Consider the following 23,945-nt stretch of genomic DNA (forward strand, 5'->3'; position numbering starts at 1 on the left):
CTATAACATGGACAATGATTAAATTAATTGTAATTCAGTTCTTAGACTGACATTTTTTGGAGAGTAAAGCCTGGATGGCCACACAAAGTCTCGAGTTAAAAGCTACCTCTTTCACGCTTTCAGTACTCCATATCAACACCCATGATTTCAACGCTATTGCAGCTGACTTAGAAAGTAAATTATCCCAAGCGCCACAGTTTTTTATTGGTGCACCGTTAATCTTAAATTTAAGTGCAATTGAGCAAGAAAACATTAATTTAGCCGCATTAAAACAACTTCTTACTGATAACCAACTCATTATAGTGGGTGTAACATCAGCAAATGAAAGCATTAGTAGCCAAGCCAAACTATTAGGCCTTGCAGTGGTTAAATCAGGCAAACAAGCTAAAAGTATGCCTGCGCCATTAAAAGAAACCAAAATAGTTAAGCAAAATATCCGTTCAGGACAACAAATTTACGCAAAAAATGCTGATTTAGTCATTTTTGGTGCGGTTGGCAATGGCGCAGAAGTCATTGCAGATGGTAGCATTCATATATACGGTGCATTACGTGGCAAAGCAATGGCCGGGGCGTCTGGCGATGTTAATAGTATTATTATTGCCAATGCATTAGACCCCGAACTCGTTTCTATTGCTGGGCAGTATTGGTTAGCTGAGCATTTGCAACAAAACTGCAGTGACCAACGCGGCTGCATTCGCTTAAATGGCGAAACACTCATGGTTGAATCATTGCCACAGTAAGTGGCAACTTAAAAGGATATATAACAACATGGCACAGATTATTGTTGTCACATCAGGAAAAGGCGGTGTTGGTAAAACAACCTCAAGCGCAGCAATAGCGACTGGCTTAGCCTTGAAAGGAAAGAAAACAGTCGTCATTGATTTTGATATCGGTTTACGAAACCTCGATTTAATTATGGGTTGTGAGCGACGAGTCGTTTACGACTTTGTCAATGTTATCAATGGTGAAGCCAATCTTAATCAAGCATTAATCAAAGATAAGCGTTGTGACAAACTGTTTATTTTACCCGCGTCACAAACACGTGATAAAGATGCCCTGACTAAAGAAGGCGTTGGCGGTGTATTAGAAGAGCTAAGCAAAGATTTCGATTATATTGTTTGTGACTCACCGGCAGGAATCGAGCAAGGCGCAATGATGGCATTGTATTTTGCTGATATTGCTATTGTTACCACCAACCCAGAAGTCAGTTCAGTACGAGATTCTGACCGTATTTTGGGAATGTTGCAAAGCCGTTCACGTCGAGCTGAACAAAATTTAGAACCTATTCAAGAGTTTCTATTACTAACACGTTATTCTCCTGCTAGAGTTAAAACAGGTGAAATGCTCAGTGTTGAAGATGTGAATGAGATTTTGGCAATTAAATTACTTGGGGTCATTCCTGAGTCACAAGCAGTGCTAAAAGCTTCAAACTCTGGTGTGCCAGTAATTATCGATGACGAAAGTGATGCAGGTCTTGCTTATGCTGATACTGTACAACGTTTACTTGGTGAAGAAGTACCATTTAGATTTCTGACAGAAGAGAAAAAAGGATTCCTAAAAAGGATATTTGGTAGCTAACTATGTCTATACTCGACTACTTTAAAAGTAACAAAAAAACCAACACAGCGGTCACAGCTAAAGAGCGTTTACAAATTATTGTTGCGCACCAACGTGGTGAACGTGACGCGCCAGATTATTTTCCGAAAATGAAACAAGAGATCCTTGAAGTCATTAGAAAATATGTACATATCTCTGAAGATCAGGTATCGGTTCAATTAGAACAAAATGATGAAAACCTATCTGTATTAGAACTAAATGTGACCTTACCTGAAGGTAAATAAGCCTGAGTTTGTACCTGAGCTTGTAAAAAATACTCTCTAGTCACAGAGCGTAAAGAAAAGCCAAGAGTTTACTCTTGGCTTTTTTGTAGCAGCAATTTTTACACTTGATGTGTCTATTTAGCTAAACTTGATTGCAACTAGGGCATCTTTTACTAGCTTGGCGCGCCAGCCTTTTAATAACAATGGTTTTTCTGCAGGTTGCTTATTGTACAACCACATTAAAAACTCATGAATTAAACGTTTAGAACCGATAAACTCAATAGCAACGTCATGTTGCTCAGCCACCTGAATAAGAATATTTTTCACTTCTTTAAATGAGGCTTTGTAACCATTTTTCAGAGCGATTACATCTACTGCTTCAGGCAGATTGTTTAAGTCAGCAGTTTGTAACACTTTAATCAGTTCTTTACCGTGAAAGCGTTTTTCATGCTCTGTTAGATCATTTAGCTGATTAAGCTCAATCACTGTCTTAGGTTGTTTTTTAGCTAATGCAATTAAGGCATGATCTTTAATGATAAACCCAAGGGCTGAGTCTTTTTTCAACGCTTTTTGTAAGCGCCAAGTAGCTAATACTTTTAAGTAAGCGAGCTGCTGTGGAAATAGTTGAAACGCATTTTTCACTTTTAAATAAGCAAGCTCTTCATCAGGCGGAGTTAAACGCCCTTCTGTCATGCGCTCACCTTCTTCAAGTAGCCAATCCATACGGTTAGATTGTTGTATTTTCGCTAACAATTGCGGGTAAAGCTTGTAAAGGTAAAACACATCATTTGCAGCGTATTGCAGTTGTGCATCAGTCAGTGGACGTTTCATCCAGTCGGTGCGTGATTCACCTTTATCTATTTCGATATCTAAAAAGGTATTAACCAGTTTCGCGTAACCTAAACCATGCCCTAGGCCTGTAAAGGTCGCTGCAATTTGACTATCAAATAAGGGACTTGGCTGACATTGACCATAGCGCGCGAACACTTCTAAGTCTTCACTGCATGAATGAACAAGTTTAGTGATCTTCGTATCTGACAATAACTGCCAAAATGCTGATAAATCAGCTAAGGCAACGGGATCAATCAACGCTAGCGTCTTACCATCATAGGCTTGAATAAGCCCTAACTTTGCGTAATAAGTTCGTGTTCTAACAAATTCGGTATCAAGCACAAGTAATTCACTTTGCTGATACTGTGCTACTAATTTCGCTAAACTTTCTGGGTCGCTGATATATTCAAACGATAACAAAATACGCTCCAATTTTATCTTTTTAACCAATATAAAGCTAATAAAAAGCCGGCTATTGCCGGCTTTACTTTACGCTGATTTAACTTCGTCTCGAAGTTCTCGTCGTAAAATCTTACCTACATTGGATTTGGGTAACTCATCTCTGAATTCTACCAGTTTTGGTACCTTATATCCTGTTAAATGTTGGCGACAATGCTTAATGAGATCGCGTTCAGTCACAGTGTTATCTTTTGCAACGACAAAAATCTTAACTAATTCCCCGCTTGCATCATTTGGAACACCAACAGCAGCAACTTCAACCACTTTTGGGTGCAATGCCACCACGTCTTCCACTTCGTTAGGGAAAACATTAAAGCCAGAAACTAAAATCATGTCTTTTTTACGGTCAACAATAAAAAAGAAGCCTTGCTCATCCATGTAACCAATATCACCCGTGGCTAACCAACCATCTTTATCAATCACTTTGGCAGTTTCTTCTGGGCGTTGCCAGTAGCCTTTCATTACCTGAGGGCCTTTAGCAAATAACTCACCTGTTTCACCTTGGGCTAATACCTTACCGTCATCATCTCGGACTTGAATGAAAGTCGAAGGAGCAGGAAAACCAATTGAGCCATTGTAACCTTCGAGGTTATAAGGACAACAGGTCACTAGTGGTGATGCCTCGGTTAAACCATAACCTTCTAACAGGCGCGTTTTGGTAATGGCCTGCCATTTATCAGCCACCGCTTTTTGTACCGCCATGCCACCGCCAATTGAGAACTTTAAGCGGCTAAAATCTAAATTTTTAAAATCTTCGTTATTCACTAAGGCATTAAATAAGGTATTAACCCCAGTTAAGGCTGTGAATGGATATTTCTTAAGTTCACCAATAAATGCTGGCAAATCTCTTGGGTTAGTAATAAGTAAGTTTTTACTGCCCTTGTGTAAAAACAATAGGCAATTAACAGTTAATGCAAATATGTGATAAAGCGGTAAAGCGGTAACCACAAACTCTGAGCCATTTTTTAAGGCTGGCGAATAGGCACCATTAGCTTGCAAGACATTACTGACCACATTGCCGTGAGTTAGCATTGCGCCTTTAGAAACACCTGTGGTACCACCGGTGTACTGTAAAAATGATAAGTCATCAGTGGTTATCTCAGGCTTGATATATTGTAAACGGCGACCTTTGGTAAGCGACTGTCTGAAAGATAATGCATGTGGCAAATCATATTTAGGCACCATCTTTTTGATATATTTAACAATAAAGTTAACTAGGGTGCGTTTAGGTGCACTAAGCTGATCACCAAGCCCGGTGATAATCACAGATTCTACCGGTGTTTCTGCAACGACTTCTTCAAGGGTGCGGGCAAAATTAGATACCACCACAATAGCCTTAGCGCCAGAGTCGACTAACTGATGTTTAAGTTCTCTTGGGGTATAAAGTGGATTGACGTTTACCACTACCATCCCTGCACGTAAAATACCAAACAGTGCAATAGGGTATTGCAACAGGTTTGGCATCATTAACGCGACTCTATCGCCTTTTTCAAGCTTGAGTTCGTTTTGTAAATAGGCAGCAAATGCACGACTTCTTTCTTCTAACTTACGATAGGTTAATGTCGCCCCCATGTTGATAAAAGCAGGCTGATCAGCATATTTAGACACTGCTGTTTCAAACATGTCTACCAAAGAGGTAAATTGTTCAGAGTCAATTTCTGCTGGTACATTTTCTGGTAAATTATTAATCCAAGGATGGTCCACAATTTTCTCCTATTTAATTAGCCCATTGCTATGAAGGAGCCCTTCAATATTGGCAAGGTCTAAAAATCACTGCTCTTTAAAACTAGCGTAAAATTTTATTATTGTTAGTCGCAGCAAAGTTGTTTGCGTTAATTTTTATTGTTTAGCCATAAAATCATACGGCCGTTTAAATTCGGACCATAATCACATAAATGAAATAAAAATCCTAGTGATTTCACCACAACAAGATACTAACTTAGAATAAAAGTTCTAATTTTATCGGACACAAGCTTTGCACTACCCATATGTAGGTGGTGATCACCTTCAATTTGTATATGGGATAGGCGACTAAACCATGATAATGCTTGAGGTAAAGCTAATTTTAACTGCTTAAAGCCCTGCTCGCCTAATATTAATAAACACTGGGTATCGCTCATGCTCATTAATGCGTCAACCTGTTCAAAGGTTAAACGATAAGGTGAGTCTAGCTTAAGGCGGGGATCACTTTTCCAACATAATTGCTGATGTTTAATTTCAACATTACGTTTAATGATTAACTCACACCATACTTTATCAAGGCCAGTTAACTGATGACGGGCATTAACCGCCCTGTCGAGGGTAAAGCTTTGCTTAACTATTGCTATGTTTGCCATCGATGATTTAGCGCCATTAAAACGATTATGCTGTTGAAAGCTATTAATCAACCGCTTTTGGGCATGGGTTGGCTTTTCATATAACGGTGCTAATGCTTCAATCAAAATGAGCTTATCGACTTTGTGTGCAAAGCAAGCATTATAAGCCGCAGCAATAATACCACCTAAAGAGTGTCCAATGATGTTGAGGGGGGATGAAGGGCTTATTTGATTGATTAATTCATCCAAGTCATAAATATAATCAAGCCAATGAAGTGGATAACTACCAGGTCTATGTTGTGAATTACCGTGACCTGGCCAATCAATAGCGAGTAGTTGAAATTGGCTTAATATACCCTGAGTATGTAACGCTTTAGCTAAAGGTTCAAAGCTATCAGCATTATCTAACCAGCCATGTAAAGCCAATAAAATAGGCTTATTTTTACAGCCATAGCGTTTGGCGCTTAAACGAATATGAGCCAATTGAAAATCGACTTCTTCAACTGGCAGCGATTGTTCAATTGACTCATTCATAAGCACGTAATTGACTCTTTTTATCTGAATGTCTAACTTAAGATTACTTAGCTTTTTTGATGAATTTTAGCGTCATGCGATCGCTTTCACCAATAGCAAGATACTTGTCTTTATCTTGCTCTTTTAATGCTAAACGCGGTGGTAAAGTCCAAACCCCTTTCTCATAATCTTTGGTGTCTTTAGGGTTAGCATTAATTTCAGAGGTTGCCGCTAGCGTGAAACCCACTTTTTCAGCTAGAGTAATCATTTCAGCTTGATCCATATAACCGCTTTCAAATGACATTCCAGGGTTTGATCTGTGTTCTACTACACCAAACACACCACCCTCTTTTAACACTTTATAAGATGCAGTGAAGGCATTTTCTAATTGCGCTTGCCCAGCCCAATTATGTAGGTTTCTGAAAGTCAGTACATAATCAACACTGTTATCATCCCCTAAAGCTAATGATGCTGGCGGCTGGAATGTAACTGTTGAAGCATTGCCTAATACCGCTTTGTTTTCAGCAAGCCAAGCTTCAAACTTTTTACCGGCTTTAGCGTAATACTGGGTTCTTTTAGTGTCTTCTTTTGGGTTGGTCTCAAAAATCGCACCAATATAATGGCCTTTATCAGCTAGGTATGGTGCTAAAATTTGCGCATACCAGCCACCGCCAGGCCATAATTCAATCACGGTATCATCAGGTTGAATACCTAAAAATGTTAAAGTTTCTGATGGGTTACGGTATTTATCCCGTGCGCTACTTTTCTCGGTTCTGAAATCACTGGCGACGGCTGCAGCCAGTTGCGGGTTAACCTTAACAGCCTGTGTATTTTCAGCCATGCCATGGTTATGAGCTATTGCTGTGTTAGTGACAGCAGACAAGCCTAAAACGCTAAGCCCAATAGCGGTAGATAATAATAACGTACGTTTCATTGTCTTCTCCCTGAAGAAATTGTCTCGAAAATATCAGCAACTGGTACGGCAAAGGTTGCTAAGTCGATCACTTTAGCCGATTGGCAGCTTTTTGTCGTCAACTCTTTTCCAACACATCCATAACATAAAACAACTGAATATCAGCCACATAATCACCCATATCCATGCAGGAATCCAAGTCAGTTGCGACAGTTTAGCTGCATCCCCTTGGCCTACGACTCGAAATAGTACCGTAGGGCTCGCCATGGCATTTAAGACAATCATCAATCCCATGACCCTTAATAGGCTATTAAGTAAAGCATTATGATCAAATTTAAGAGGTAATAAGAATACCACCGCAAGTGAAATTAATATGCCGATGGTGAGTAGATCCCGTGCCCACAGGATTAATGAACCAATAACGGTTATTCCTAAAATGCCTAAGGTAAAGCGGATCCCTGCACGCCAAGTGGCTAGCAAGAAAATCATATAGCCCCACAAGGCAGCACCGGGGTAGCCAGAAAAAGTAATCAATGGCGCAAAACCGCCTTGAGTAAAACAAAGGCCTGCACCATTGGGAAACAACTGGATTTTAGTGACTATGCCGCCAGATAAGATGGCTGCTATGCCATGAGATATTTCATGGAAATAACTTTCAAACCATTTGAATGGAATACTAATGAAAGGCAGTTTGGTAATTAAAAAGGCAAATAATAGTTCGAGAAAAAAGCGACCTTTTGAAGGGATAGCGGATAACTTGTTAGGTCGCGCATCATGCATATAAATCTATTCCTACCATTTGTTGAATATGTTCTCGTTGCGCAGAATGTTGGTTTATTAAATATTCTTGTATCGCACCAGCACTGGCCAATGTCTGACAATGGTCTTTGAATGGCTTATCTCTTGTCGCTGACGCCATGTCATTGTCGTATTGCAATTTAGCATCAAGCTTGGAATCAAATTCTGCGCTAGTTAGCGCCGGTAACTGTTTGCTGTCATCTTTAACGGCATCAAGCGTATCTGTTTGATTAGTTAGTTGAGTTTGATTTTGTAATGCAGAAAGCTTAACAACAGCGTTAGTTGAGATAGCTGAAACGTTTTTATGCCCATTAATATTGCTGGGATTATAGGAGGATAAAGGCTGAACTGAAGTATGTAAAAAAGCATTCATTGTTATCACTCCTATTATAAAAAGCCATTATGGCGCATTTGACAATGGCAACCCAATCGGCCTTATCTGTTACATCAGTGATAGCTGACAATAGCTCCCTATCACTGCTGTAAACTCATGGTGTTATTTATTCACGACCAGGTAATTTTTTCCAGGTGACTTTGTCACGTAAATACACAGGTGCAAGTTCATCCACTGAGGTCGCAAGTCCTTGCTCATGAGCTTTTATAACTAACTTAATCATAGCTGATGCGTCGGGTAATGTTATCTGGGTCGCCTGTTTTTTCGCTACATCATTTAATAAATCTGGATAGGCTACAAAACCAGTGCCACAAATATGCATTGGCTTTTGCTTATCTAAAATAACGTCAACTGAATCAGGGCTAGAAACATGCTCAGCCCCCACTAGCGTTGCAATGCCGTCGACATTAATAAATTGTCCCCAATAAATTTCACTCATACGGGCATCAATGGCACAAAATATCTGTTCAGCTTGTTCGGTTTCGATGGCCATTTGCGCCATTGCAGCCAAGGTTGATACTCCAATCACGGGAATATCATGACCAAGCGCGAGGCCTTGAGTCATACTGGTACAAATACGAATACCGGTAAAGCTGCCAGGTCCACGACCATAGGCTATTAAATTTACATTTGAAATTTTAATGCCGGCTTCGGTTAGCACCTCATCAACCATAGGTAATATACGTTGGCTATGCTCTCTTGGTGCATCAAACACGCGATTATACTGTTTGTTGTCATGTAACAAAGCCGCTGAACAAGATTCAGTGCAAGTATCTAATGCGAGAATCGTTAAATCTGTATGAAGTTGAGTCATGTAAAAACGTGTTTACCTTACCATTAACTATGGAAAAAATGCTGGGCTAACTAATGCTGAGTATGGTGATTTAGCTAAATAACCTAAAGCCTGCAAGGCATTGTATCGGCACTGAGTCAGCTAAATCATCAACTGCAGTATAATAACTTATGGGATGCTTTTTAAAAAGCTTAACGCTTTATCTAAATCTCGGGTGCGATGCATTGGCGGTAACGAGTTAATAAAAGCTTCACCATAAGCTTTGTTTACGATGCGATTGTCGCACAATATTAACACCCCGCGATCTTTCTCATCTCGAATTAACCGTCCTACGCCCTGCTTTAAACTGATCACCGCTTGGGGCAAAGATATACTGGCAAAGGGATCTTTATTACTGCGTTCAGCATTAGCTGCACGGGCGCGGTACAAGGTATCATCAGGTGAAACAAACGGCAGCTTATCAATAATCACACAGCTAAGTAGCCGCCCTCTTACATCGACACCTTCCCAAAAACTGCTGGTGCCAAGTAATACCCCATTACCGAGTTGCCTGAACTTGTTTAACAGACTTTGTTTACTGGCTGAGCCTTGCACTAACAAGGGGTATTGCACTCGCCTTTGTAATGCGATAGCCACTTGCTGCAACATCTGGTGACTGGTAAATAAAATAAACGTTCGCCCTTGGGCCGCATTAATGGCTTGAATACAAACATCCACCAGCTGATTAACATTAGCTGCAGACTGGCCTGATTTCGCTAAATGGCGCGGCACGCAAAACATGGCTTGATTGGGGTAATCAAATGGGCTATCTAAAATCATTTGCTTGGCTTTCGATAAACCCATTTCATCGGCAAAATGCGTTAACTGGCGATTAACCTGCAAGGTCGCCGAGGTAAAGATCCACTGGGTTTGCTTATCAAATAATTGCTGACATTGTTTAGCAATATTAATCGGCGAGATCCGTAGCATAGTATGCAGCCCGCTGGGCTCAACACTATAAGCTGCATTACTGTCATTGCATTCAAAGTAACTATAAAGATTAGCCACCAGTGTCGATAACTTCACTACAATGTCATCTAAAGATTCACTTCGTCCGACGTGTTCGGTAATAACCTGTGTTAATAAATTGAATTCTTTCAACAATTCCCAAGATGAACTCGCAAGTGATTTATTGGAAATAACCTGTCGCCAGTCAGAAACATCAGCATCAATCAAATCATTTTGCCACGAAGCCAATTTGATTAAACAACGTTGACTTAATTGCTCAAGCTGAATGGTATCGCGCAGCTCGTTGCGATAGACCTCAATGATACGATGAAGTAATCTGTCTAGCTCTCTGGTTGGAATTTGTTGGCCGAAATAATTAATACAAACATCAGGCACCAAATGTGCCTCATCAAAAACGACCACATCAGCATCGGGCAATAACTCGGCAAAGCCAGTGTCTTTTAATAAACGATCGGCAAAAAACAAGTGATGATTCACCACCACAACTTTGGCATCTTGTGCTTTTATTTTGGCTTTACGATTGAAACAATCATCATAAAAACTGCAACGTTTACCGGTACAAGTTTCTTTGGTGCTGGTTACTGTGGCAATGGTGGCTGAGTTTTCAGCCACAGCGGTCAAGTTACCAATATCACCATCTTTGGTCACACTGGCCCATTGATTAATTTTAATGAGTTCATCAACCACTTTCGGTGGCATCTGGCTAATATGTTGTAAGTTTTTGTCCAATTTTAATTGGCATAAGTAATTACTACGGCCTTTTAATAAGGCGGTTTTGGGCGCTACTGAAAACATCTTCAGTAATAAAGGTAAGTCTTTAAAAAATAACTGCTCTTGAAGGTTTTTACTGCCAGTGCTGATGATAATTTGTTTGCCACTTAATAACGCCGGGATCAGATAGGCGTATGTTTTACCCACCCCAGTACCAGCCTCAAGGATCACATTATGCTTTTGATCTATAGCATCGCTCACCGCCAGCGCCATATCGTATTGGCTTTGTCTTGGGCGATAGGAATGGATCCCTCTCGCTAATGCGCCAGTTGGCGAAAAAGCCAGTTGTACTTCTTTTTGTAATCGAGTGGTCACATTTGACTCTTTCAGCATTGATAGTAAGCAACTTATATGTGGCTTATTATCTATTTTAATCGCTTGGGTAACAATCTTTGCCTATCAATTTATCAATTTAAAGTTGCTATTCGAACAGTAATCTAGGCTCACTATTTTACAGCCCTTTTTAAATATCGATAAAATCCTTAACTTTACATAAACTAATGTTTATCATTAACTTGTATATACAAACTGGACAAATAAACGCCTAAAAACCATGTAATCATCAGCCTGATATAAGATATATTTTTTATTTCAAAAAAATACAAAATATGTGTTTATTCTGTATTGCAAACAAACTTAAAAGCGGTTAACGTGTTTGTACACAAATTACAGTCTGTCGCAAAATAGGTTGTAAAAAAATTACATACGTTAATTTAAAGAGAATTTATTATGTTCATCCGAATCAATACAAATCATCATCATCACCATATGCGGTAGCCTTCGGATGCTAACTGCCGAAGGACTATTTCCTTCAGGCGGTGGACAAAATACCCAAACCCCTGAAAGAAATTTCAGGGGTTTTTTAGTTTTAGGTTTTAAATATTTGTTTTTTATATCAATTTTATTAGAGGCTTCATTATGAGCGAAAATAACAGACTACGTATCGCAATCCAAAAATCTGGCCGACTTTCAAAAGAGTCTCAAAAGCTATTAAAAAGCTGTGGCGTTAAATTCAATGTTAATGAGCAGCGCTTGATTGTGCACGCTGACAACATGCCAATCGATTTATTGCGGGTACGTGATGATGATATTCCGGGTCTAGTTATGGATGGTGTGGTTGATTTAGGGATTATTGGCGAGAATGTTCTAGAAGAAGAACAAATAGAGCGTCAATCACTGGATAAACCATCAGATTGCGTTAAATTACGCGAACTTGATTTTGGTGCTTGTCGTTTATCACTGGCGGTGCCTAATGAATTTAGCTACCAAGATGCCACTTCTTTAGAAGGTTTACGTATTGCCACTTCTTATCCCAACCTGCTACGTCGTTATATGCAAGAAAAAGGCATTAATTACAGTGACTGTATGCTTAAAGGTTCAGTTGAAGTCGCACCACGTGCAGGCCTTTCTGACGGGATCTGTGACTTGGTTTCAACTGGTGCCACCCTTGAAGCCAACGGCTTATACGAAACTGACGTTATCTACCGTTCAATGGCTTGTATTATCCAATCAGCACAAGAGCAAGTGCCTGCTAAACAAGCACTTATCGATAAAATATTATCACGCATGAATGGTGTGGTTCGCGCTCGCGAAAGTAAATACATCCTGCTACACGCGCCAACTGAAACATTAGATCAAATTGTGGCTTTATTACCGGGCGCTGAAAACCCAACTGTGCTGCCATTAAACGATGATAGCAATCGAGTTGCTGTTCACGCTGTCAGCACTGAAGATTTATTCTGGGACACGATGGAAGAATTAACCGCCTTAGGGGCAAGTTCAATTCTAGTTATGCCAATTGAAAAAATGGCGGGGTAGCCTTTATGGCAAATGTGAAGCAGCAAATGCAAATTCTTCAATGGACCAAGCTTGATGCTAAGGCGCAGCAACAAGCCTTAGCTCGCTCGCCATTAATTGGTGATGATAGTGTTGAGCAAACCGTGCGCGACATAATTAATGCTGTGGTTAAAGACGGCGATCAAGCGTTAACGCTCTTTAATCAAAAGTTTGATGGCGTTGAAGTCGACACCTTAGGGTTAACTGAGCAGCAAGTTAATGCCGCCTGCGCCCGCGTATCTGATGAGGTGAAGCAAGCCATTGCCGTGGCCTCAGAAAATATTGAACGCTTTCATCAGGCACAAACCTTTAGCCCTATTGATGTTGAAACTCAGCCAGGGATCCGCTGCGAGCTTCGCTCTGAAGCTATTGAAAATGTGGGTTTGTATATTCCAGGCGGCAGTGCGCCGTTGATTTCCACTGTAATGATGTTAGCGCTGCCGGCAAAAATTGCTGGATGCCAACAACGGGTTTTAGTTAGCCCGCCACCAATTAATGATGCCATTGTTTACGCAGCAAAAGTATGCGGCATCACTGAGATTTATCAAGTTGGCGGCGCACAAGCAATTGCCGCCCTCGCCTTTGGCACTGAAAGTATTCCTCAAGTAGACAAAATCTTCGGCCCTGGTAATCGCTTTGTGACTGAAGCAAAACGTTTAGTATCCCAAGATGGTCGCTGCAGTGTATCTATTGATATGCCAGCAGGTCCATCAGAGGTATTAGTGATTGCCGACAAAGACGCTGAGCCTGCGTTTGTTGCGGCAGATTTATTATCACAAGCTGAACACGGCCCTGATTCACAAGTTATGTTAGTTACTGAGTCTATGGCGTTAGCTGAAAAAGTTAATATGGCGCTTGAGTCTCAATTAAAGACCTTATCGCGCAGTGATATAGCAGCTCAAGCACTGAGCTGCAGTCGCAGTATTATTGTGAATAATATTGAGCAAGCGGCTTTAGTGTCTAATTTATATGGGCCGGAGCATTTAATCATTCAAACCAACAACCCACGTGCAGTTCTAAAACAAGTTCGCGGCGCAGGTAGCGTGTTTCTGGGTGCTTATACCCCTGAATCTGTTGGTGATTATGCTAGCGGCACTAACCATGTACTGCCGACATACGGTTATAGCCGCTCTGTATCAAGCTTATCCCTTGCAGATTTTAGCCGCCGCTTTACCGTACAAGAACTGAGCGCCCAAGGATTACAAAGCTTGGGTGAGACAGTGATGGTATTGGCTGAAAATGAATTACTCGATGCCCATAAGCAAGCCGTTGCCATACGTTTAAACAGCCTGTGAAATAAAAGTGAAGTGAGATTAGGATGATGACTGATTCGATGAATACTCCAATAGCAGCCAGACTTGCACGACCAGAACTGCTTGAGTTAACGCCTTACGAAAGTGCAAGGCGTATTGGCGGTCAAGGTGATGTATGGATAAACGCTAACGAGTCGCCATTTAACAATAATGAACTTGATAAGCTCAACCGTTACCCTGAATGCCAGCCAGCAAGTTTGATTAATGCTTATGCTGAATACTCAAAAGTGAGCGCAGATAAAATTGTCACTTGCCGCGGGGCTGATGAAGCTATCGAATTATTAATAAGAGCATTTTGTGTTCCTGCGGTTGATAGTATTGCGTGCTTTGGCCCCACTTATGGCATGTATGCCATCAGTGCTAAAACATTCAATATTGGCGTCACCAACTTATCGCTGACCAAAGATTATCAGTTACCTGATGCTTTTGCCCAGCAAGTAGAGAATGCCAAACTGGTGTTTATTTGTAATCCGAATAACCCCACTGGCACCATCATGGATAAAGACACTATTGAAGCCGCTATTGCTGCTATGCCTAATGCTATTGTGGTTATTGATGAAGCCTATATTGAGTTCTCGGCCCAATATTCTGTTGCAGACTTGATTCCTAAGTACCCAAATTTAGTGGTGTTAAGAACATTATCAAAAGCCTTTGCACTGGCTGGCGCACGTTGTGGGTTCTTAATGGCAAATACCGACATCATTGATTTAATCATGCGAGTCATCGCGCCCTATCCGGTGCCTTTACCTGTTCAACAAGTGGCAGAAAAAGCCTTATCCGCAAATGGTATCTCCTTGATGCAACAACAGGTTGAAGCACTAAAAGTGCAAGGTAATAGATTATCCGCAACCTTAACTGAGTTTGGCGCCAAGGTATTACCTGCCAATGGCAATTTCATCTTAGCGGAATTTGAGGATGTAGAACGGGTCGCCGTCGCACTAAAACAAGCGGGCATTGTCGCAAGAGCCTACAAAGACAACAGACTTGCTTCGCGTATTCGTTTTAGTTTTAGCTCACCAGCCGATACCGATAGATTAATCACTATGTTCAGAACGCTAAAAACTCACTCTTAAACTAAATACAAAAAACGCTCAACCCCTATTAAAAATATAATCGCTGGATAAATAGCTACTCATAACGCATTAAATTAAGACGTTAACGTCCTGCGAAACAGAATGATAAAAATTGAAGGAAGTAAGATGAAACAGAAAATACTCTTTATCGACCGAGACGGTACTTTAGTTGAAGAACCAGCAGTAGATAAACAGCTCGATCGTTTAGACAAATTGGTGTTTGAGCCACAGGTTATCCCTTCTCTGCTTAAGCTACAAAAAGCGGGCTATCGCTTAGTCATGGTGTCTAATCAAGATGGTTTAGGCACAGACTCATTTCCACAAGCTGATTTTGATGCACCACATAACATGATGATGGACATTTTTTCGAGCCAAGGGGTGATATTTGATGATGTGGTTATCTGTCCTCATTTTGATGCTGACAATTGCAGTTGTCGTAAACCCAAGCTTGGCTTAGTCAAAGATTACTTAACCCAAGGTAAAGTGGACTTTACGACCTCTGCTGTTATTGGCGATCGCCACACAGATATTGAACTGGCTAATGCCATGGGTATTGCCAGCTTTCAATATCAGCGCGATGGCTTAGATTGGTTAGCTATTACCGATGCACTGCTCAATAAAGGCCGCACATCAGAAGTGGTTAGAACCACCAAAGAAACTGACATTAGAGTCAATGTGAACCTAGATGACACCAGTAAAGGCGTTATCAACACCGGCATTGGCTTTTTTGACCACATGCTTGATCAAATACAAACCCACGGTAATTTCAAAATGGACGTCACTGTTGATGGCGATTTAGAAATTGATGATCACCACAGCGTAGAAGACACCGCCCTTGCCATTGGCGATGCACTGCGCCAAGCATTAGGTGATAAGCGTGGTATAGCCCGTTTTGGTTTCAGTCTGCCTATGGATGAAGCCAGTGGTGAGTGTTTAATGGATATATCAGGTCGTCCTTTTATCAAATTCAATGCTGATTTTGAGCGTGAAATGGTCGGTGAGATGGCCACAGAAATGGTACCTCATTTCTTCCGCTCATTTGCTGATGGCCTTCGATGCACCTTGCATATCAGCACCACGGGCGACAATGATCACCACAAAGTGGAAGCTTTATTTAAAGTGCTGGGCCGCACCCTTCGTCAAGCCGTGAAAGTTGAAGGTGATATTTTGCCATCAAGTAAAGGCGTCCTGTAAGGAGTGAGTATGAATACTGACACTACTGTGATTTTAGACACTGGCTGCGCCAATTTAAGCTCGGTGCGCTTTGCCTTTGAACGCTTAAATGCCGACGTTATCGTGTCACGTGATCATGAGGTTATCAAAGCTGCCACCAGAGTAGTACTGCCTGGCGTAGGAACAGCTGGCGCTGCTATGGATGCCCTCAATAATCGTGATTTAACTGAGGTTATTAAACAGCTCAAGCAACCGGTTATGGGTGTTTGTCTTGGCATGCAAATGATGGCTGACAAGTCTATCGAACACGGTGGCCGCTCAGAAGCAGGCCGCAGTGACAATGATATTACTTGCCTTGGTTTAATCCCAACACAAATTGATCATCTTGATAGTAAAGGACTACCACTACCTCATATGGGCTGGAACCAAATAAGCGTGTCAGATCATCCGCTATTTGAAGGGATAGAAGATGGCAGTTACGTGTACTTTGTCCATAGCTTTAAGGCACCGATAAATAAATACACCATCGCGACATCAGAATACGGTGAAAAGTTTAGCGCCGCCATTGGCAAAGACAATTTCTTTGGGGTCCAGTTTCACCCAGAAAAAAGCGCCAATGTCGGCGCCAAAATATTACAAAATTTCCTAAATATGGGGAAACCAGCATGATCATTCCAGCAATCGATTTAATTGATGGCCAAGTAGTGCGTTTGTACCAAGGTGACTATGCCCAGCAAACCACTTTTAATTTAAGCCCGTTAGCGCAATTGCAATCTTATCAAGACCAAGGCGCAAAGCTATTACACATTGTTGATTTAACTGGTGCGAAAGACCCTGAAAAACGCCAAATAGCACTCATTGGTGAATTAGTAGCGGGCCTGAGCACCGACATACAAGTTGGCGGCGGTATTCGCAGCGAACAGCAAGTTAAAGAGCTGCTTGAGCTAGGAGTTAAACGAGTCGTTATTGGCTCTCTCGCAGTTAAAGAACCAGCATTAGTTAAAAGCTGGTTGCTAAAATACGGTAGCGAAGCCATTTGTTTAGCACTTGATGTCAATATTAACCAGCAAGGCGAGAAAATTGTTGCAGTCTCTGGTTGGCAAACCGGTGGCGGGAAATCACTTGAATCCTTAGTCAGTGAATTTAAAACCGTTGGCCTTAAACATGCTTTAGTCACTGATATTAGCCGTGATGGTACCCTTCAAGGTGCTAACAATGAGCTTTATCAAGAGCTAGCAACCACCTACCCTGACATCAACTGGCAAGCATCAGGTGGCATTGCCTCACTTGATGATGTTGCCGCCGTAAGAGACAGTAACGCCGATGGTATTATCATAGGTAAAGCACTACTTATTCAAAACTTTACCGTTGAGGAGGCAATAACATGTTGGCCAAACGCCTAGTACCTTGCCTTGATGTGCGCGATGGCCAAGTGGTCAAAGGAGTGCAATTTCGTAATCATGAAATTATCGGTGATATTGAGCCCCTTGCTGCGCGTTACGCCCAAGAAGGCGCCGATGAATTAGTCTTTTACGATATTACCGCCAGTGCCCATGAACGGGTCATAGATAAATCCTGGGTTAGCCGGGTTGCTGCGCAAATTGATATTCCGTTTTGCGTCGCTGGCGGCATTAAAACCATTGAGCAAGCTCGGCAAATGCTGGCCTATGGCGCAGATAAAATCTCCATCAACTCGCCAGCGCTTACAGATCCTAGCTTGATATCAAGGCTTCAAGATGAGTTTGGCCGTCAATGTATTGTGATTGGCATTGATTCATTTTATGACGCCGACTCAAACAGCTATAAAGTAAAGCAATTTACTGGTGATGAAGCCGCCACTAAAGACACCCAATGGTACACCCAAGATTGGGTTGAAGAAGTCCAAAAACGCGGCTGTGGTGAAATTGTTTTAAATGTAATGAACCAAGATGGTGTGCGCGGTGGTTACGACATTACACAACTGAGCATCGTCAGAGCCATATGTGATGTACCATTAATAGCATCCGGCGGTGCTGGCAACATGGCACATTTCAAAGAGGTGTTTGAACAAGCGAATGTCGATGCCGCCCTTGCAGCGAGTGTGTTTCATAAAGGCATTATTGATATCAATGAATTAAAACAATACCTAGCCCAGCACAAGATCGCGATCAGGCTATAACTTACAAAACAACAGAGAACACTATGACAACACAAATTACCTTTGATGGCAGTAAGTTAGATTGGGAAAAACAACAAAACTTAATTCCTGCTGTAGTGCAAAACCACCTTACCGGTAAAGTCTTGATGCTAGGTTATATGGACCCAGCAGCACTGGCTAAAACCCTTGAAACAGGCAAAGTCACCTTTTTTAGTCGCTCAAAACAGCGCTTGTGGACAAAAGGTGAAACCTCAGGCAATACCCTAGATTTAGTCGCCATCGATCAAGATTGCGATAAAGACAGCTTGCTTGTGCAAGTCATCCCTAATGGCCCAACTTGTCATACCGGCACAGAAAGCTGCTGGGAAGATGGTAATGCCCATAGCTTTATCGATAACTTAACCAATGTGATTATTTCTCGCAAAGGCCAAAGCGCCGAATCAAGTTATACCGCATCTTTATTTGAGCGTGGCACCAAACGAATTGCCCAAAAAGTCGGTGAAGAAGGTTTAGAAACAGCACTAGCGGCAGCCACTAATGATAAAGAAGAATTGATCAATGAAGCTTCAGATCTAATGTATCACTTAATCGTGTTACTTGAAGATCAAAAGCTATCAATGGCACAGGTTAACCAAAACCTAATGCTGCGTCATCTAAAAAGTAAGTAGTAGATAAGCCACTTTCTATAGCGTGAATTATTTACTGCAGATTAGGCAACAAAAAAGGCACTATTAAGTGCCTTTGTTATTTTTATTGAAAACAGCTAATTACGGCGTTTTCAAATATAGCTGCTAGGCTTGATCAGCCCAAAGTTTTTCATCACCATGCATCTTATAAAGACTTTCAGCACGAGACACTAATAAGTTAGCAAACTTCAATTGAGTTTCATCTCGGGTCACCCCTGACTTATGTAGGTTTTCTGCTTTAAGTTGCCACATCATTGAAAAATGACGAATCGCATCGCGGGCAGTTGCAGCAACTTTAACATCAACATAATCAGACGGTAAATCACCAGACATCACCCAAAATGTTTGCTTAGTTGGCTGCTTGGACTCCATTTTCCAAATCGCTAAATAAGGCACTAAATAACGGCTTTCATCAGCAATGACTTTTGATGGTATTACACCTTTTTCAGCGAGAAATCGGTTCGCTTTTTGAAATTGTGTTTTTACCCATTCCTGTCTTAATTGCTCAGGATCTTGTTGCGCAGTTGTCGGCTCAGCCACTGATTCACTCATACTACCTTCCTATTTTATTGTTATTTGTTGTCATCATTAATTCAACAATTGCACTCATTTTCAGCTCAAAATGTTACGAAACGATTAAAAAGTTTACGTTTACGTAAAGTGGCAAGCAAAATTGCCACGTAGATCACAAAATTAAATGAATCTAACTTTGTTGAGAGTATCGCTAAATGCTATCGTTCTGCAATAAATATCATAAGCCGTCGTTAATCAGCAGTGGTTGACGACTAATAAATCGCACAGCGGAGATCACAAGTGGCTCTATTTAATCATGTCTCGTTTGATGAACACGAACAGGTCGTGTTTTGTAACGACAAAGAAAGTGGCTTAAAAGCAATTATTGCCATTCACAATACTAACCTTGGGCCAGCAGTTGGCGGGTGTCGTATGTGGAACTACGATTCAGATGATGAAGCACTGACTGACGTATTACGTCTTTCACGTGGTATGACTTATAAAAATGCACTTGCTGGATTAACCATGGGTGGCGGTAAGTCAGTGATCCTTGCCGATCCTAAAACTACAGATCGTGAAGCGTTATTCCGCGCTTTTGGCCGCTGTATTCATACACTTGGCGGTAAATATTTTTCAGCGGAAGATGTTGGCGTAACCACAGCCGATATCATGATTGCTCATGAAGAAACCCCATACATGGCAGGCCTTGAAGGTAAAAGTGGTGATCCTTCACCTTATACTGCTTTAGGTACCTACCTTGGCATTAAAGCAGCGGTAAAACACCAACGTGGTCTTGATAGCTTAAAAGGCCTTAAAATTTCAGTTCAAGGTGTGGGTCATGTGGGATATTACTTATGTAAACACCTGCATGAAGAAGGCGCTGAATTAATCGTAACTGATATTCATCAAGCATCACTTGATAAAGTGGCGACTGAATTTGGCGCGACAGTGGTTGCTCCACAAGACATTTATACTCAAGATGTTGATGTGTATGCGCCATGTGCTTTAGGTGCCACTATCAATGACACGACTATCCCGTTATTAAAAGCAACGATTGTTGCAGGTTGTGCCAATAACCAATTAGCAGAAGTACGCCATGGTGAAACATTAAAAGACATGGGAATTTTATACGCCCCTGACTATGTCATTAATGCTGGCGGTATCATTAATGTTTCGTTTGAAAGTGACTATGATGCAGCTAAATCAACTCAAAAAGTTGAAGAAATCTACAACACGCTACTAAAAATATTTAGCCAAGCTGATGCAGAAAACCGCACCACAGGCGATGTTGCTGATGATATGGCACGTGCCATTATCAATGGCGCAAAGTAACTGTTAGCGCAGTTGATTTAATAGCAGCCGATTAAGTAAAAATACTTAAACGCACATTAATTGCTAAAGAGCACCTATTTAAGGTGCTCTTTTTGTTTCCGACTTCTGACGGGTCAATAAATTAACTTTATACCCATCTTGAATCAATTTTAAATTTTTCTTTCAATTCCTGTTTAAACTCAGCTGTTAACTCAGCGATAACTCAGAAATAAGCTTTGAAAGCTTTAAACTGTACACCTCAAAGTAGCTGAATTTAACCTCATAAACTGTATCTTAATTTGATATTTGTTGTCGCTGCAATTGTCTGATATAACTTAATAAAGGAATGGGAGGAAGCGATGAAAACAATTGAACATGTAATGAGTCCTCGAGTTGTCACTGTTGAAATGGATGACAGAATAACTATCGTTAAAAACATTTTTGATAATATGCCATTTCATCATTTAGTGGTGAAGGATGAGCATAATCAAGTTGCAGGTGTTTTATCACGAAAAGATTTATTTAACGCCATAAGTCCCAATTTAGGCACAGCTGCCGAGTTAACCCGCGACATTGATACACTGCAAAAACGAGTTCATCAAGTAATGTCACACCATCCGATCACCATAGGGCCAGAGATAACAATTGAACAAGCCTCACAAATATTACTAACTGCAGGTATAACTTGTTTACCAGTACTTAAAAACCAACAGCTTATTGGAATCGTAAGCTGGCGAGATCTGCTATCTCATTATTGTCATTTAGGCTGCAGCGCCGCTTAAAAAGGCATCTAGTGATTGCAGGTATATCACTCTCCACTTATTCGCCCCTTGAGGTTAAAATCATTGCCAATCTCAAGTGTGGCCCCCTGTATTACGCCGAATATACAAGTATTGTCAGCTTTTGAAATAAAAAATATTTTCCTTATCTCAACAAGTACATAGTCTAAGATTCAAAAATAGTTCATCTGATAAACTGGAAAACGTCATATTTGTCTGCTTATCTTAAGGTAGCTTTAGCAGCCAAGGAGTAGGTCATGACAAGTTTTACATATCAGCTGAATCAAGAGAAAATTGAGTTGCATGCCAGTGACTGGAGTGGTGTTGAGCGAGTATTAGTTAACGACAAAGTGGTTTCAAGCAAAATTAACTTTGGTCAGCGCAGTACTCACCAAATTAAGCTACAAAATGGCAAACCTTGCATGTTGCAGTTGCTTATTGATCCCCAAACTGAACAGCTTACCTGTCGGGTGTACAAGCAAAACGAATTGATTGCCAATTTGAAAGAAGGTAAAACCAAGCTGTTAAGCAGTAAAATTATTTTTGAAGCCAGTGTATTACTCGCCTGTTTAGCAAGCTTAGGGCTTTACTGGATGAGTTAGAGGCTTATTGGCTAGTGTGCCTTTGACTTGTTAAATTAACAAGGCTGCTAAAATCTATCTCTCCACACAATAAAAGCCACTTTAAGTGGCTTTTTGGTTATTTATTCATTCATTGAATACAACATAGGAATAAAGGCCGTAAATGCCCTATTAGCATAATGACAAGCTGTCATTATTGATACAAACCAGCTGCGTGTTTTCATAATTACCGCTACCTGCAGTTACTGTGGTAATGGTTATTTTGCGAAGCGGTTCAGACTCAATAGCCACCGACAATATGGTGCCATCTCGGGCAATAATCAGCCCATCAATAAAATCTCCCACATTTAAGTCAGCATATAATTTAATGCTCATAGTACCAATTGATCGTGGTTCAAGCCGCCCTTCTGCAATCACGACCGTTTGATTATTATCCAGTGGATACGCTTTAATAAAGGTGCCGCTAGTTGAGGTGGATATCTGATAACCATCCTTAGCATAGGAAGGACTAGCAAGGAACAAAAGCACAGCGCTTATTAACATCATTAATTTTAACTTCATCATGTCACCTATATATCAGTCAGTAAACTTAACTATAGCAGTTGTTTAGACTTCTTAGAGCAAGATCTCTTTCAAGCTAGATAGTAACTTTCTAACTTACTTTTGATGGCAGATATTAGCTTGCTAAAGCGTTTATGCCCCATAGCCATTTTGAATAAATCAACGTCGCGGTACTGAGTTCACAGCAGATTTATAACGCTGGATTTCACTTAATTTCCAAACTCCGTTTGGATTAACGTCGTGGCGCTTCGCCCCTTCTTTTGCAAAGAGCAGAGTCAAGGGGGAAAGCGCACACATTTTACAAAAGAAGCCCTTAACAATCCCTCAGCACCCCAACGAAAAATGCTGAAAAACGCATGATTTTCGACGGGGATTGATCCAGCTTCTGACTTCGTTTGTAGACTGCTTCGGTCTTATTCAAAAATGCTAGCGCTTCCGATGGTGCATCCATGCACCGCGAAAGCTAGCTTGGCATCCATGCCAAGCTCACGGCTTTTCTCGATGACCTCAATTCATATTGAGTCTTTTAGCTGATTAGATTCTTGGTATTTTTAGCTTTTTAATTGCAACAAATAAAGTCAAATCGAAGAGAGAATAATTCCAGTGTAGATGCAGCAGCGAGCTTCTGACTGCCAAGGATGGAGGGAATGTCATTATTTGTAGGGAACAAATATGACCAAAACATGGCGAAGTTTCACAGTGTGAAACGCTCTAAGCGAGAGGCATGGATGCCGAACTGGCCGTTTAACATGGATGTTATTTGTTTTCGCAGAGCCCACAGGGATCTGTTCACGGCGTGTCTTGGATGCATCTGCACATAAGCCTGCGGCAGGCAATGGATTAGACTGGAGTAATGGCCTGCTGTAACTGAGCCAATTTAAATGAAGTATAAAGTTAGTGATCGTAACACATTTATGCCCAAAACGTGTTTGAAATGGATATCTCTCGAGGTTTAGTCATTTGTATTTACCCTCAATAATCTAATATCACCTTCAATAGAATGGCCAAATTCGCTATACCACTACACTTTTTCTAATCGATTATGACCGCCTTACTTGTCGTCCAAATGACTGGTTACCTATACAGGTATAACTGATTTTCTTCAAATTGAGATAATTCTGACGCCAAAGGATGCGTAAAATGAGCTTTTTACGCATCGATAATTTTGTAACATTCTAGAAAACCCATACATATCAGTCTACTGCGAAATTTTTTAAAGTGTTGTATAGACCTCGTAAACAAAGATGCATTCTTTTTCCGGCAGTATTTTGAGCATTATTTACGTATTCGCGAAAATATTCGATTTACAACAGGGACTTAGCGGTGGTACCTTTGAAGTTTGAATTGAGCAGCCTGGAACATTATTG

Annotated in this window: 24 protein-coding genes; 14 read left to right on the top strand and 10 right to left on the bottom strand. The window is 40.9% G+C overall.

Annotated features, from left to right (window positions below):
* The first annotated feature begins 74 nt into the window (after window positions 1-74).
* Genes minC through minE form a run of 3 tightly spaced genes read left to right on the top strand, consistent with a single transcriptional unit; the run spans window position 75 to window position 1,841 of the window.
* Window positions 75-740, top strand: coding sequence for a septum site-determining protein MinC (gene minC / locus Q4533_RS09685; protein ID WP_076537727.1), 666 nt, complete (start codon window positions 75-77; stop codon window positions 738-740).
* Between the two features lie 28 nt (window positions 741-768).
* Entirely contained in the window at window positions 769-1,578 is an 810-nt protein-coding gene (gene minD / locus Q4533_RS09690) for a septum site-determining protein MinD (RefSeq protein ID WP_076537724.1), read from the top strand.
* Window positions 1,579-1,580: 2 nt separating this feature from the next.
* Entirely contained in the window at window positions 1,581-1,841 is a 261-nt protein-coding gene (minE, locus tag Q4533_RS09695; protein ID WP_076537720.1) for a cell division topological specificity factor MinE, read from the top strand.
* Window positions 1,842-1,958: 117 nt separating this feature from the next.
* Here the strand turns inward: minE and rnd are convergent, their stop codons facing one another.
* From rnd to Q4533_RS09735, 8 genes are all read right to left on the bottom strand, one after another.
* Window positions 1,959-3,071: a ribonuclease D gene (rnd, locus tag Q4533_RS09700; protein ID WP_102476621.1), complete on the bottom strand. Its 1,113-nt coding sequence runs from the start codon at window positions 3,069-3,071 to the stop codon at window positions 1,959-1,961.
* A 69-nt stretch (window positions 3,072-3,140) separates the two neighbouring features.
* A complete protein-coding gene (gene fadD, locus Q4533_RS09705; protein WP_102437289.1) occupies window positions 3,141-4,814 on the bottom strand; it encodes a long-chain-fatty-acid--CoA ligase FadD in 1,674 nt (557 codons plus the stop codon).
* Between the two features lie 230 nt (window positions 4,815-5,044).
* Window positions 5,045-5,959 (bottom strand): alpha/beta hydrolase, encoded by a 915-nt coding sequence (locus Q4533_RS09710; RefSeq protein WP_102437287.1) that lies wholly within the window; start codon window positions 5,957-5,959, stop codon window positions 5,045-5,047.
* Between the two features lie 43 nt (window positions 5,960-6,002).
* Window positions 6,003-6,779, bottom strand: a complete 777-nt coding sequence (locus tag Q4533_RS09715; RefSeq protein WP_241901057.1) for a class I SAM-dependent methyltransferase — start codon at window positions 6,777-6,779, stop codon at window positions 6,003-6,005.
* Window positions 6,780-6,944: 165 nt separating this feature from the next.
* Window positions 6,945-7,631, bottom strand: coding sequence for a M50 family metallopeptidase (locus Q4533_RS09720; RefSeq protein WP_102476618.1), 687 nt, complete (start codon window positions 7,629-7,631; stop codon window positions 6,945-6,947).
* Window positions 7,624-8,022 carry a hypothetical protein gene (locus Q4533_RS09725; RefSeq protein ID WP_102437281.1) on the bottom strand — a complete coding sequence of 133 codons (399 nt, stop codon included), beginning with the start codon at window positions 8,020-8,022 and terminating at the stop codon, window positions 7,624-7,626. Before Q4533_RS09725 ends, Q4533_RS09720 begins: the two co-directional genes overlap by 8 nt.
* A 127-nt stretch (window positions 8,023-8,149) precedes the next feature.
* Window positions 8,150-8,857, bottom strand: coding sequence for a tRNA (adenosine(37)-N6)-threonylcarbamoyltransferase complex dimerization subunit type 1 TsaB (gene tsaB, locus Q4533_RS09730; RefSeq protein ID WP_303502666.1), 708 nt, complete (start codon window positions 8,855-8,857; stop codon window positions 8,150-8,152).
* A 147-nt stretch (window positions 8,858-9,004) separates the two neighbouring features.
* Entirely contained in the window at window positions 9,005-10,930 is a 1,926-nt protein-coding gene (locus Q4533_RS09735; protein ID WP_303502667.1) for an ATP-dependent DNA helicase, read from the bottom strand.
* A gap of 603 nt (window positions 10,931-11,533) precedes the next feature.
* Between Q4533_RS09735 and hisG the strand changes: the two genes are divergently transcribed.
* From hisG to hisIE, 8 genes are all read left to right on the top strand, one after another.
* Window positions 11,534-12,433, top strand: a complete 900-nt coding sequence (gene hisG, locus Q4533_RS09740; RefSeq protein WP_303502668.1) for an ATP phosphoribosyltransferase — start codon at window positions 11,534-11,536, stop codon at window positions 12,431-12,433.
* Between the two features lie 26 nt (window positions 12,434-12,459).
* Window positions 12,460-13,746, top strand: coding sequence for a histidinol dehydrogenase (gene hisD / locus Q4533_RS09745; protein ID WP_303502674.1), 1,287 nt, complete (start codon window positions 12,460-12,462; stop codon window positions 13,744-13,746).
* 23 nt (window positions 13,747-13,769) lie between these two features.
* Window positions 13,770-14,837 carry a histidinol-phosphate transaminase gene (hisC, locus tag Q4533_RS09750; RefSeq protein ID WP_303502669.1) on the top strand — a complete coding sequence of 356 codons (1,068 nt, stop codon included), beginning with the start codon at window positions 13,770-13,772 and terminating at the stop codon, window positions 14,835-14,837.
* A 126-nt stretch (window positions 14,838-14,963) separates the two neighbouring features.
* On the top strand, window positions 14,964-16,031 hold the full coding sequence (gene hisB, locus Q4533_RS09755) for a bifunctional histidinol-phosphatase/imidazoleglycerol-phosphate dehydratase HisB (protein ID WP_102437271.1): 1,068 nt from the start codon (window positions 14,964-14,966) through the stop codon (window positions 16,029-16,031).
* 9 nt (window positions 16,032-16,040) lie between these two features.
* Complete coding sequence (hisH, locus tag Q4533_RS09760) at window positions 16,041-16,679, top strand: imidazole glycerol phosphate synthase subunit HisH (RefSeq protein WP_102437269.1); 639 nt, start codon at window positions 16,041-16,043, stop codon at window positions 16,677-16,679.
* Window positions 16,676-17,413: a 1-(5-phosphoribosyl)-5-[(5-phosphoribosylamino)methylideneamino]imidazole-4-carboxamide isomerase gene (hisA, locus tag Q4533_RS09765; RefSeq protein ID WP_102437267.1), complete on the top strand. Its 738-nt coding sequence runs from the start codon at window positions 16,676-16,678 to the stop codon at window positions 17,411-17,413. The genes hisH and hisA overlap by 4 nt, the downstream gene beginning before the upstream one ends.
* On the top strand, window positions 17,395-18,168 hold the full coding sequence (gene hisF, locus Q4533_RS09770; RefSeq protein WP_303502670.1) for an imidazole glycerol phosphate synthase subunit HisF: 774 nt from the start codon (window positions 17,395-17,397) through the stop codon (window positions 18,166-18,168). Before hisA ends, hisF begins: the two co-directional genes overlap by 19 nt.
* 23 nt (window positions 18,169-18,191) lie before the next feature.
* Window positions 18,192-18,815 (top strand): bifunctional phosphoribosyl-AMP cyclohydrolase/phosphoribosyl-ATP diphosphatase HisIE, encoded by a 624-nt coding sequence (gene hisIE, locus Q4533_RS09775; RefSeq protein ID WP_303502671.1) that lies wholly within the window; start codon window positions 18,192-18,194, stop codon window positions 18,813-18,815.
* A 123-nt stretch (window positions 18,816-18,938) separates the two neighbouring features.
* On the opposite strand, the gene Q4533_RS09780 is transcribed toward hisIE, so the two are convergent.
* Window positions 18,939-19,385: a DUF4826 family protein gene (locus tag Q4533_RS09780; protein WP_102437261.1), complete on the bottom strand. Its 447-nt coding sequence runs from the start codon at window positions 19,383-19,385 to the stop codon at window positions 18,939-18,941.
* 261 nt (window positions 19,386-19,646) lie between these two features.
* Here Q4533_RS09780 and Q4533_RS09785 point away from each other — a divergent pair, with 261 nt between their 5' ends.
* From Q4533_RS09785 to Q4533_RS09795, 3 genes are all read left to right on the top strand, one after another.
* Entirely contained in the window at window positions 19,647-20,678 is a 1,032-nt protein-coding gene (locus Q4533_RS09785; RefSeq protein ID WP_076537679.1) for a Glu/Leu/Phe/Val dehydrogenase, read from the top strand.
* 338 nt (window positions 20,679-21,016) lie between these two features.
* Window positions 21,017-21,439, top strand: a complete 423-nt coding sequence (locus Q4533_RS09790; RefSeq protein ID WP_303502672.1) for a CBS domain-containing protein — start codon at window positions 21,017-21,019, stop codon at window positions 21,437-21,439.
* A gap of 254 nt (window positions 21,440-21,693) precedes the next feature.
* Complete coding sequence (locus Q4533_RS09795) at window positions 21,694-22,038, top strand: hypothetical protein (RefSeq protein ID WP_102437257.1); 345 nt, start codon at window positions 21,694-21,696, stop codon at window positions 22,036-22,038.
* Between the two features lie 150 nt (window positions 22,039-22,188).
* Here the strand turns inward: Q4533_RS09795 and Q4533_RS09800 are convergent, their stop codons facing one another.
* Window positions 22,189-22,581, bottom strand: a complete 393-nt coding sequence (locus Q4533_RS09800) for a PliI family lysozyme inhibitor of I-type lysozyme (RefSeq protein ID WP_102437255.1) — start codon at window positions 22,579-22,581, stop codon at window positions 22,189-22,191.
* Window positions 22,582-23,945: the final 1,364 nt, after the last annotated feature.

The organism is Shewanella sp. 6_MG-2023, from assembly GCF_030547195.1.
Classification (GTDB): domain Bacteria; phylum Pseudomonadota; class Gammaproteobacteria; order Enterobacterales; family Shewanellaceae; genus Shewanella.

What these genes read in the sequence shown, in the direction of transcription:
- minC (WP_076537727.1), top strand. Translation starts at nt 75, where the DNA reads ATGGCCACACAAAGTCTCGAGTTAAAAGCTACCTCTTTCACGCTTTCA.
- minD (WP_076537724.1), top strand. Translation starts at nt 769, where the DNA reads ATGGCACAGATTATTGTTGTCACATCAGGAAAAGGCGGTGTTGGTAAA.
- minE (WP_076537720.1), top strand. Translation starts at nt 1,581, where the DNA reads ATGTCTATACTCGACTACTTTAAAAGTAACAAAAAAACCAACACAGCG.
- Q4533_RS09710 (WP_102437287.1), bottom strand. Translation starts at nt 5,959, where the DNA reads ATGAATGAGTCAATTGAACAATCGCTGCCAGTTGAAGAAGTCGATTTT.
- Q4533_RS09715 (WP_241901057.1), bottom strand. Translation starts at nt 6,779, where the DNA reads ATGGCTGAAAATACACAGGCTGTTAAGGTTAACCCGCAACTGGCTGCA.
- Q4533_RS09720 (WP_102476618.1), bottom strand. Translation starts at nt 7,631, where the DNA reads ATGCATGATGCGCGACCTAACAAGTTATCCGCTATCCCTTCAAAAGGT.
- Q4533_RS09725 (WP_102437281.1), bottom strand. Translation starts at nt 8,022, where the DNA reads ATGAATGCTTTTTTACATACTTCAGTTCAGCCTTTATCCTCCTATAAT.
- tsaB (WP_303502666.1), bottom strand. Translation starts at nt 8,857, where the DNA reads ATGACTCAACTTCATACAGATTTAACGATTCTCGCATTAGATACTTGC.
- hisG (WP_303502668.1), top strand. Translation starts at nt 11,534, where the DNA reads ATGAGCGAAAATAACAGACTACGTATCGCAATCCAAAAATCTGGCCGA.
- hisD (WP_303502674.1), top strand. Translation starts at nt 12,460, where the DNA reads ATGCAAATTCTTCAATGGACCAAGCTTGATGCTAAGGCGCAGCAACAA.
- hisC (WP_303502669.1), top strand. Translation starts at nt 13,770, where the DNA reads ATGATGACTGATTCGATGAATACTCCAATAGCAGCCAGACTTGCACGA.
- hisB (WP_102437271.1), top strand. Translation starts at nt 14,964, where the DNA reads ATGAAACAGAAAATACTCTTTATCGACCGAGACGGTACTTTAGTTGAA.
- hisH (WP_102437269.1), top strand. Translation starts at nt 16,041, where the DNA reads ATGAATACTGACACTACTGTGATTTTAGACACTGGCTGCGCCAATTTA.
- hisA (WP_102437267.1), top strand. Translation starts at nt 16,676, where the DNA reads ATGATCATTCCAGCAATCGATTTAATTGATGGCCAAGTAGTGCGTTTG.
- hisF (WP_303502670.1), top strand. Translation starts at nt 17,395, where the DNA reads ATGTTGGCCAAACGCCTAGTACCTTGCCTTGATGTGCGCGATGGCCAA.
- hisIE (WP_303502671.1), top strand. Translation starts at nt 18,192, where the DNA reads ATGACAACACAAATTACCTTTGATGGCAGTAAGTTAGATTGGGAAAAA.
- Q4533_RS09780 (WP_102437261.1), bottom strand. Translation starts at nt 19,385, where the DNA reads ATGAGTGAATCAGTGGCTGAGCCGACAACTGCGCAACAAGATCCTGAG.
- Q4533_RS09790 (WP_303502672.1), top strand. Translation starts at nt 21,017, where the DNA reads ATGAAAACAATTGAACATGTAATGAGTCCTCGAGTTGTCACTGTTGAA.
- Q4533_RS09795 (WP_102437257.1), top strand. Translation starts at nt 21,694, where the DNA reads ATGACAAGTTTTACATATCAGCTGAATCAAGAGAAAATTGAGTTGCAT.
- Q4533_RS09800 (WP_102437255.1), bottom strand. Translation starts at nt 22,581, where the DNA reads ATGATGAAGTTAAAATTAATGATGTTAATAAGCGCTGTGCTTTTGTTC.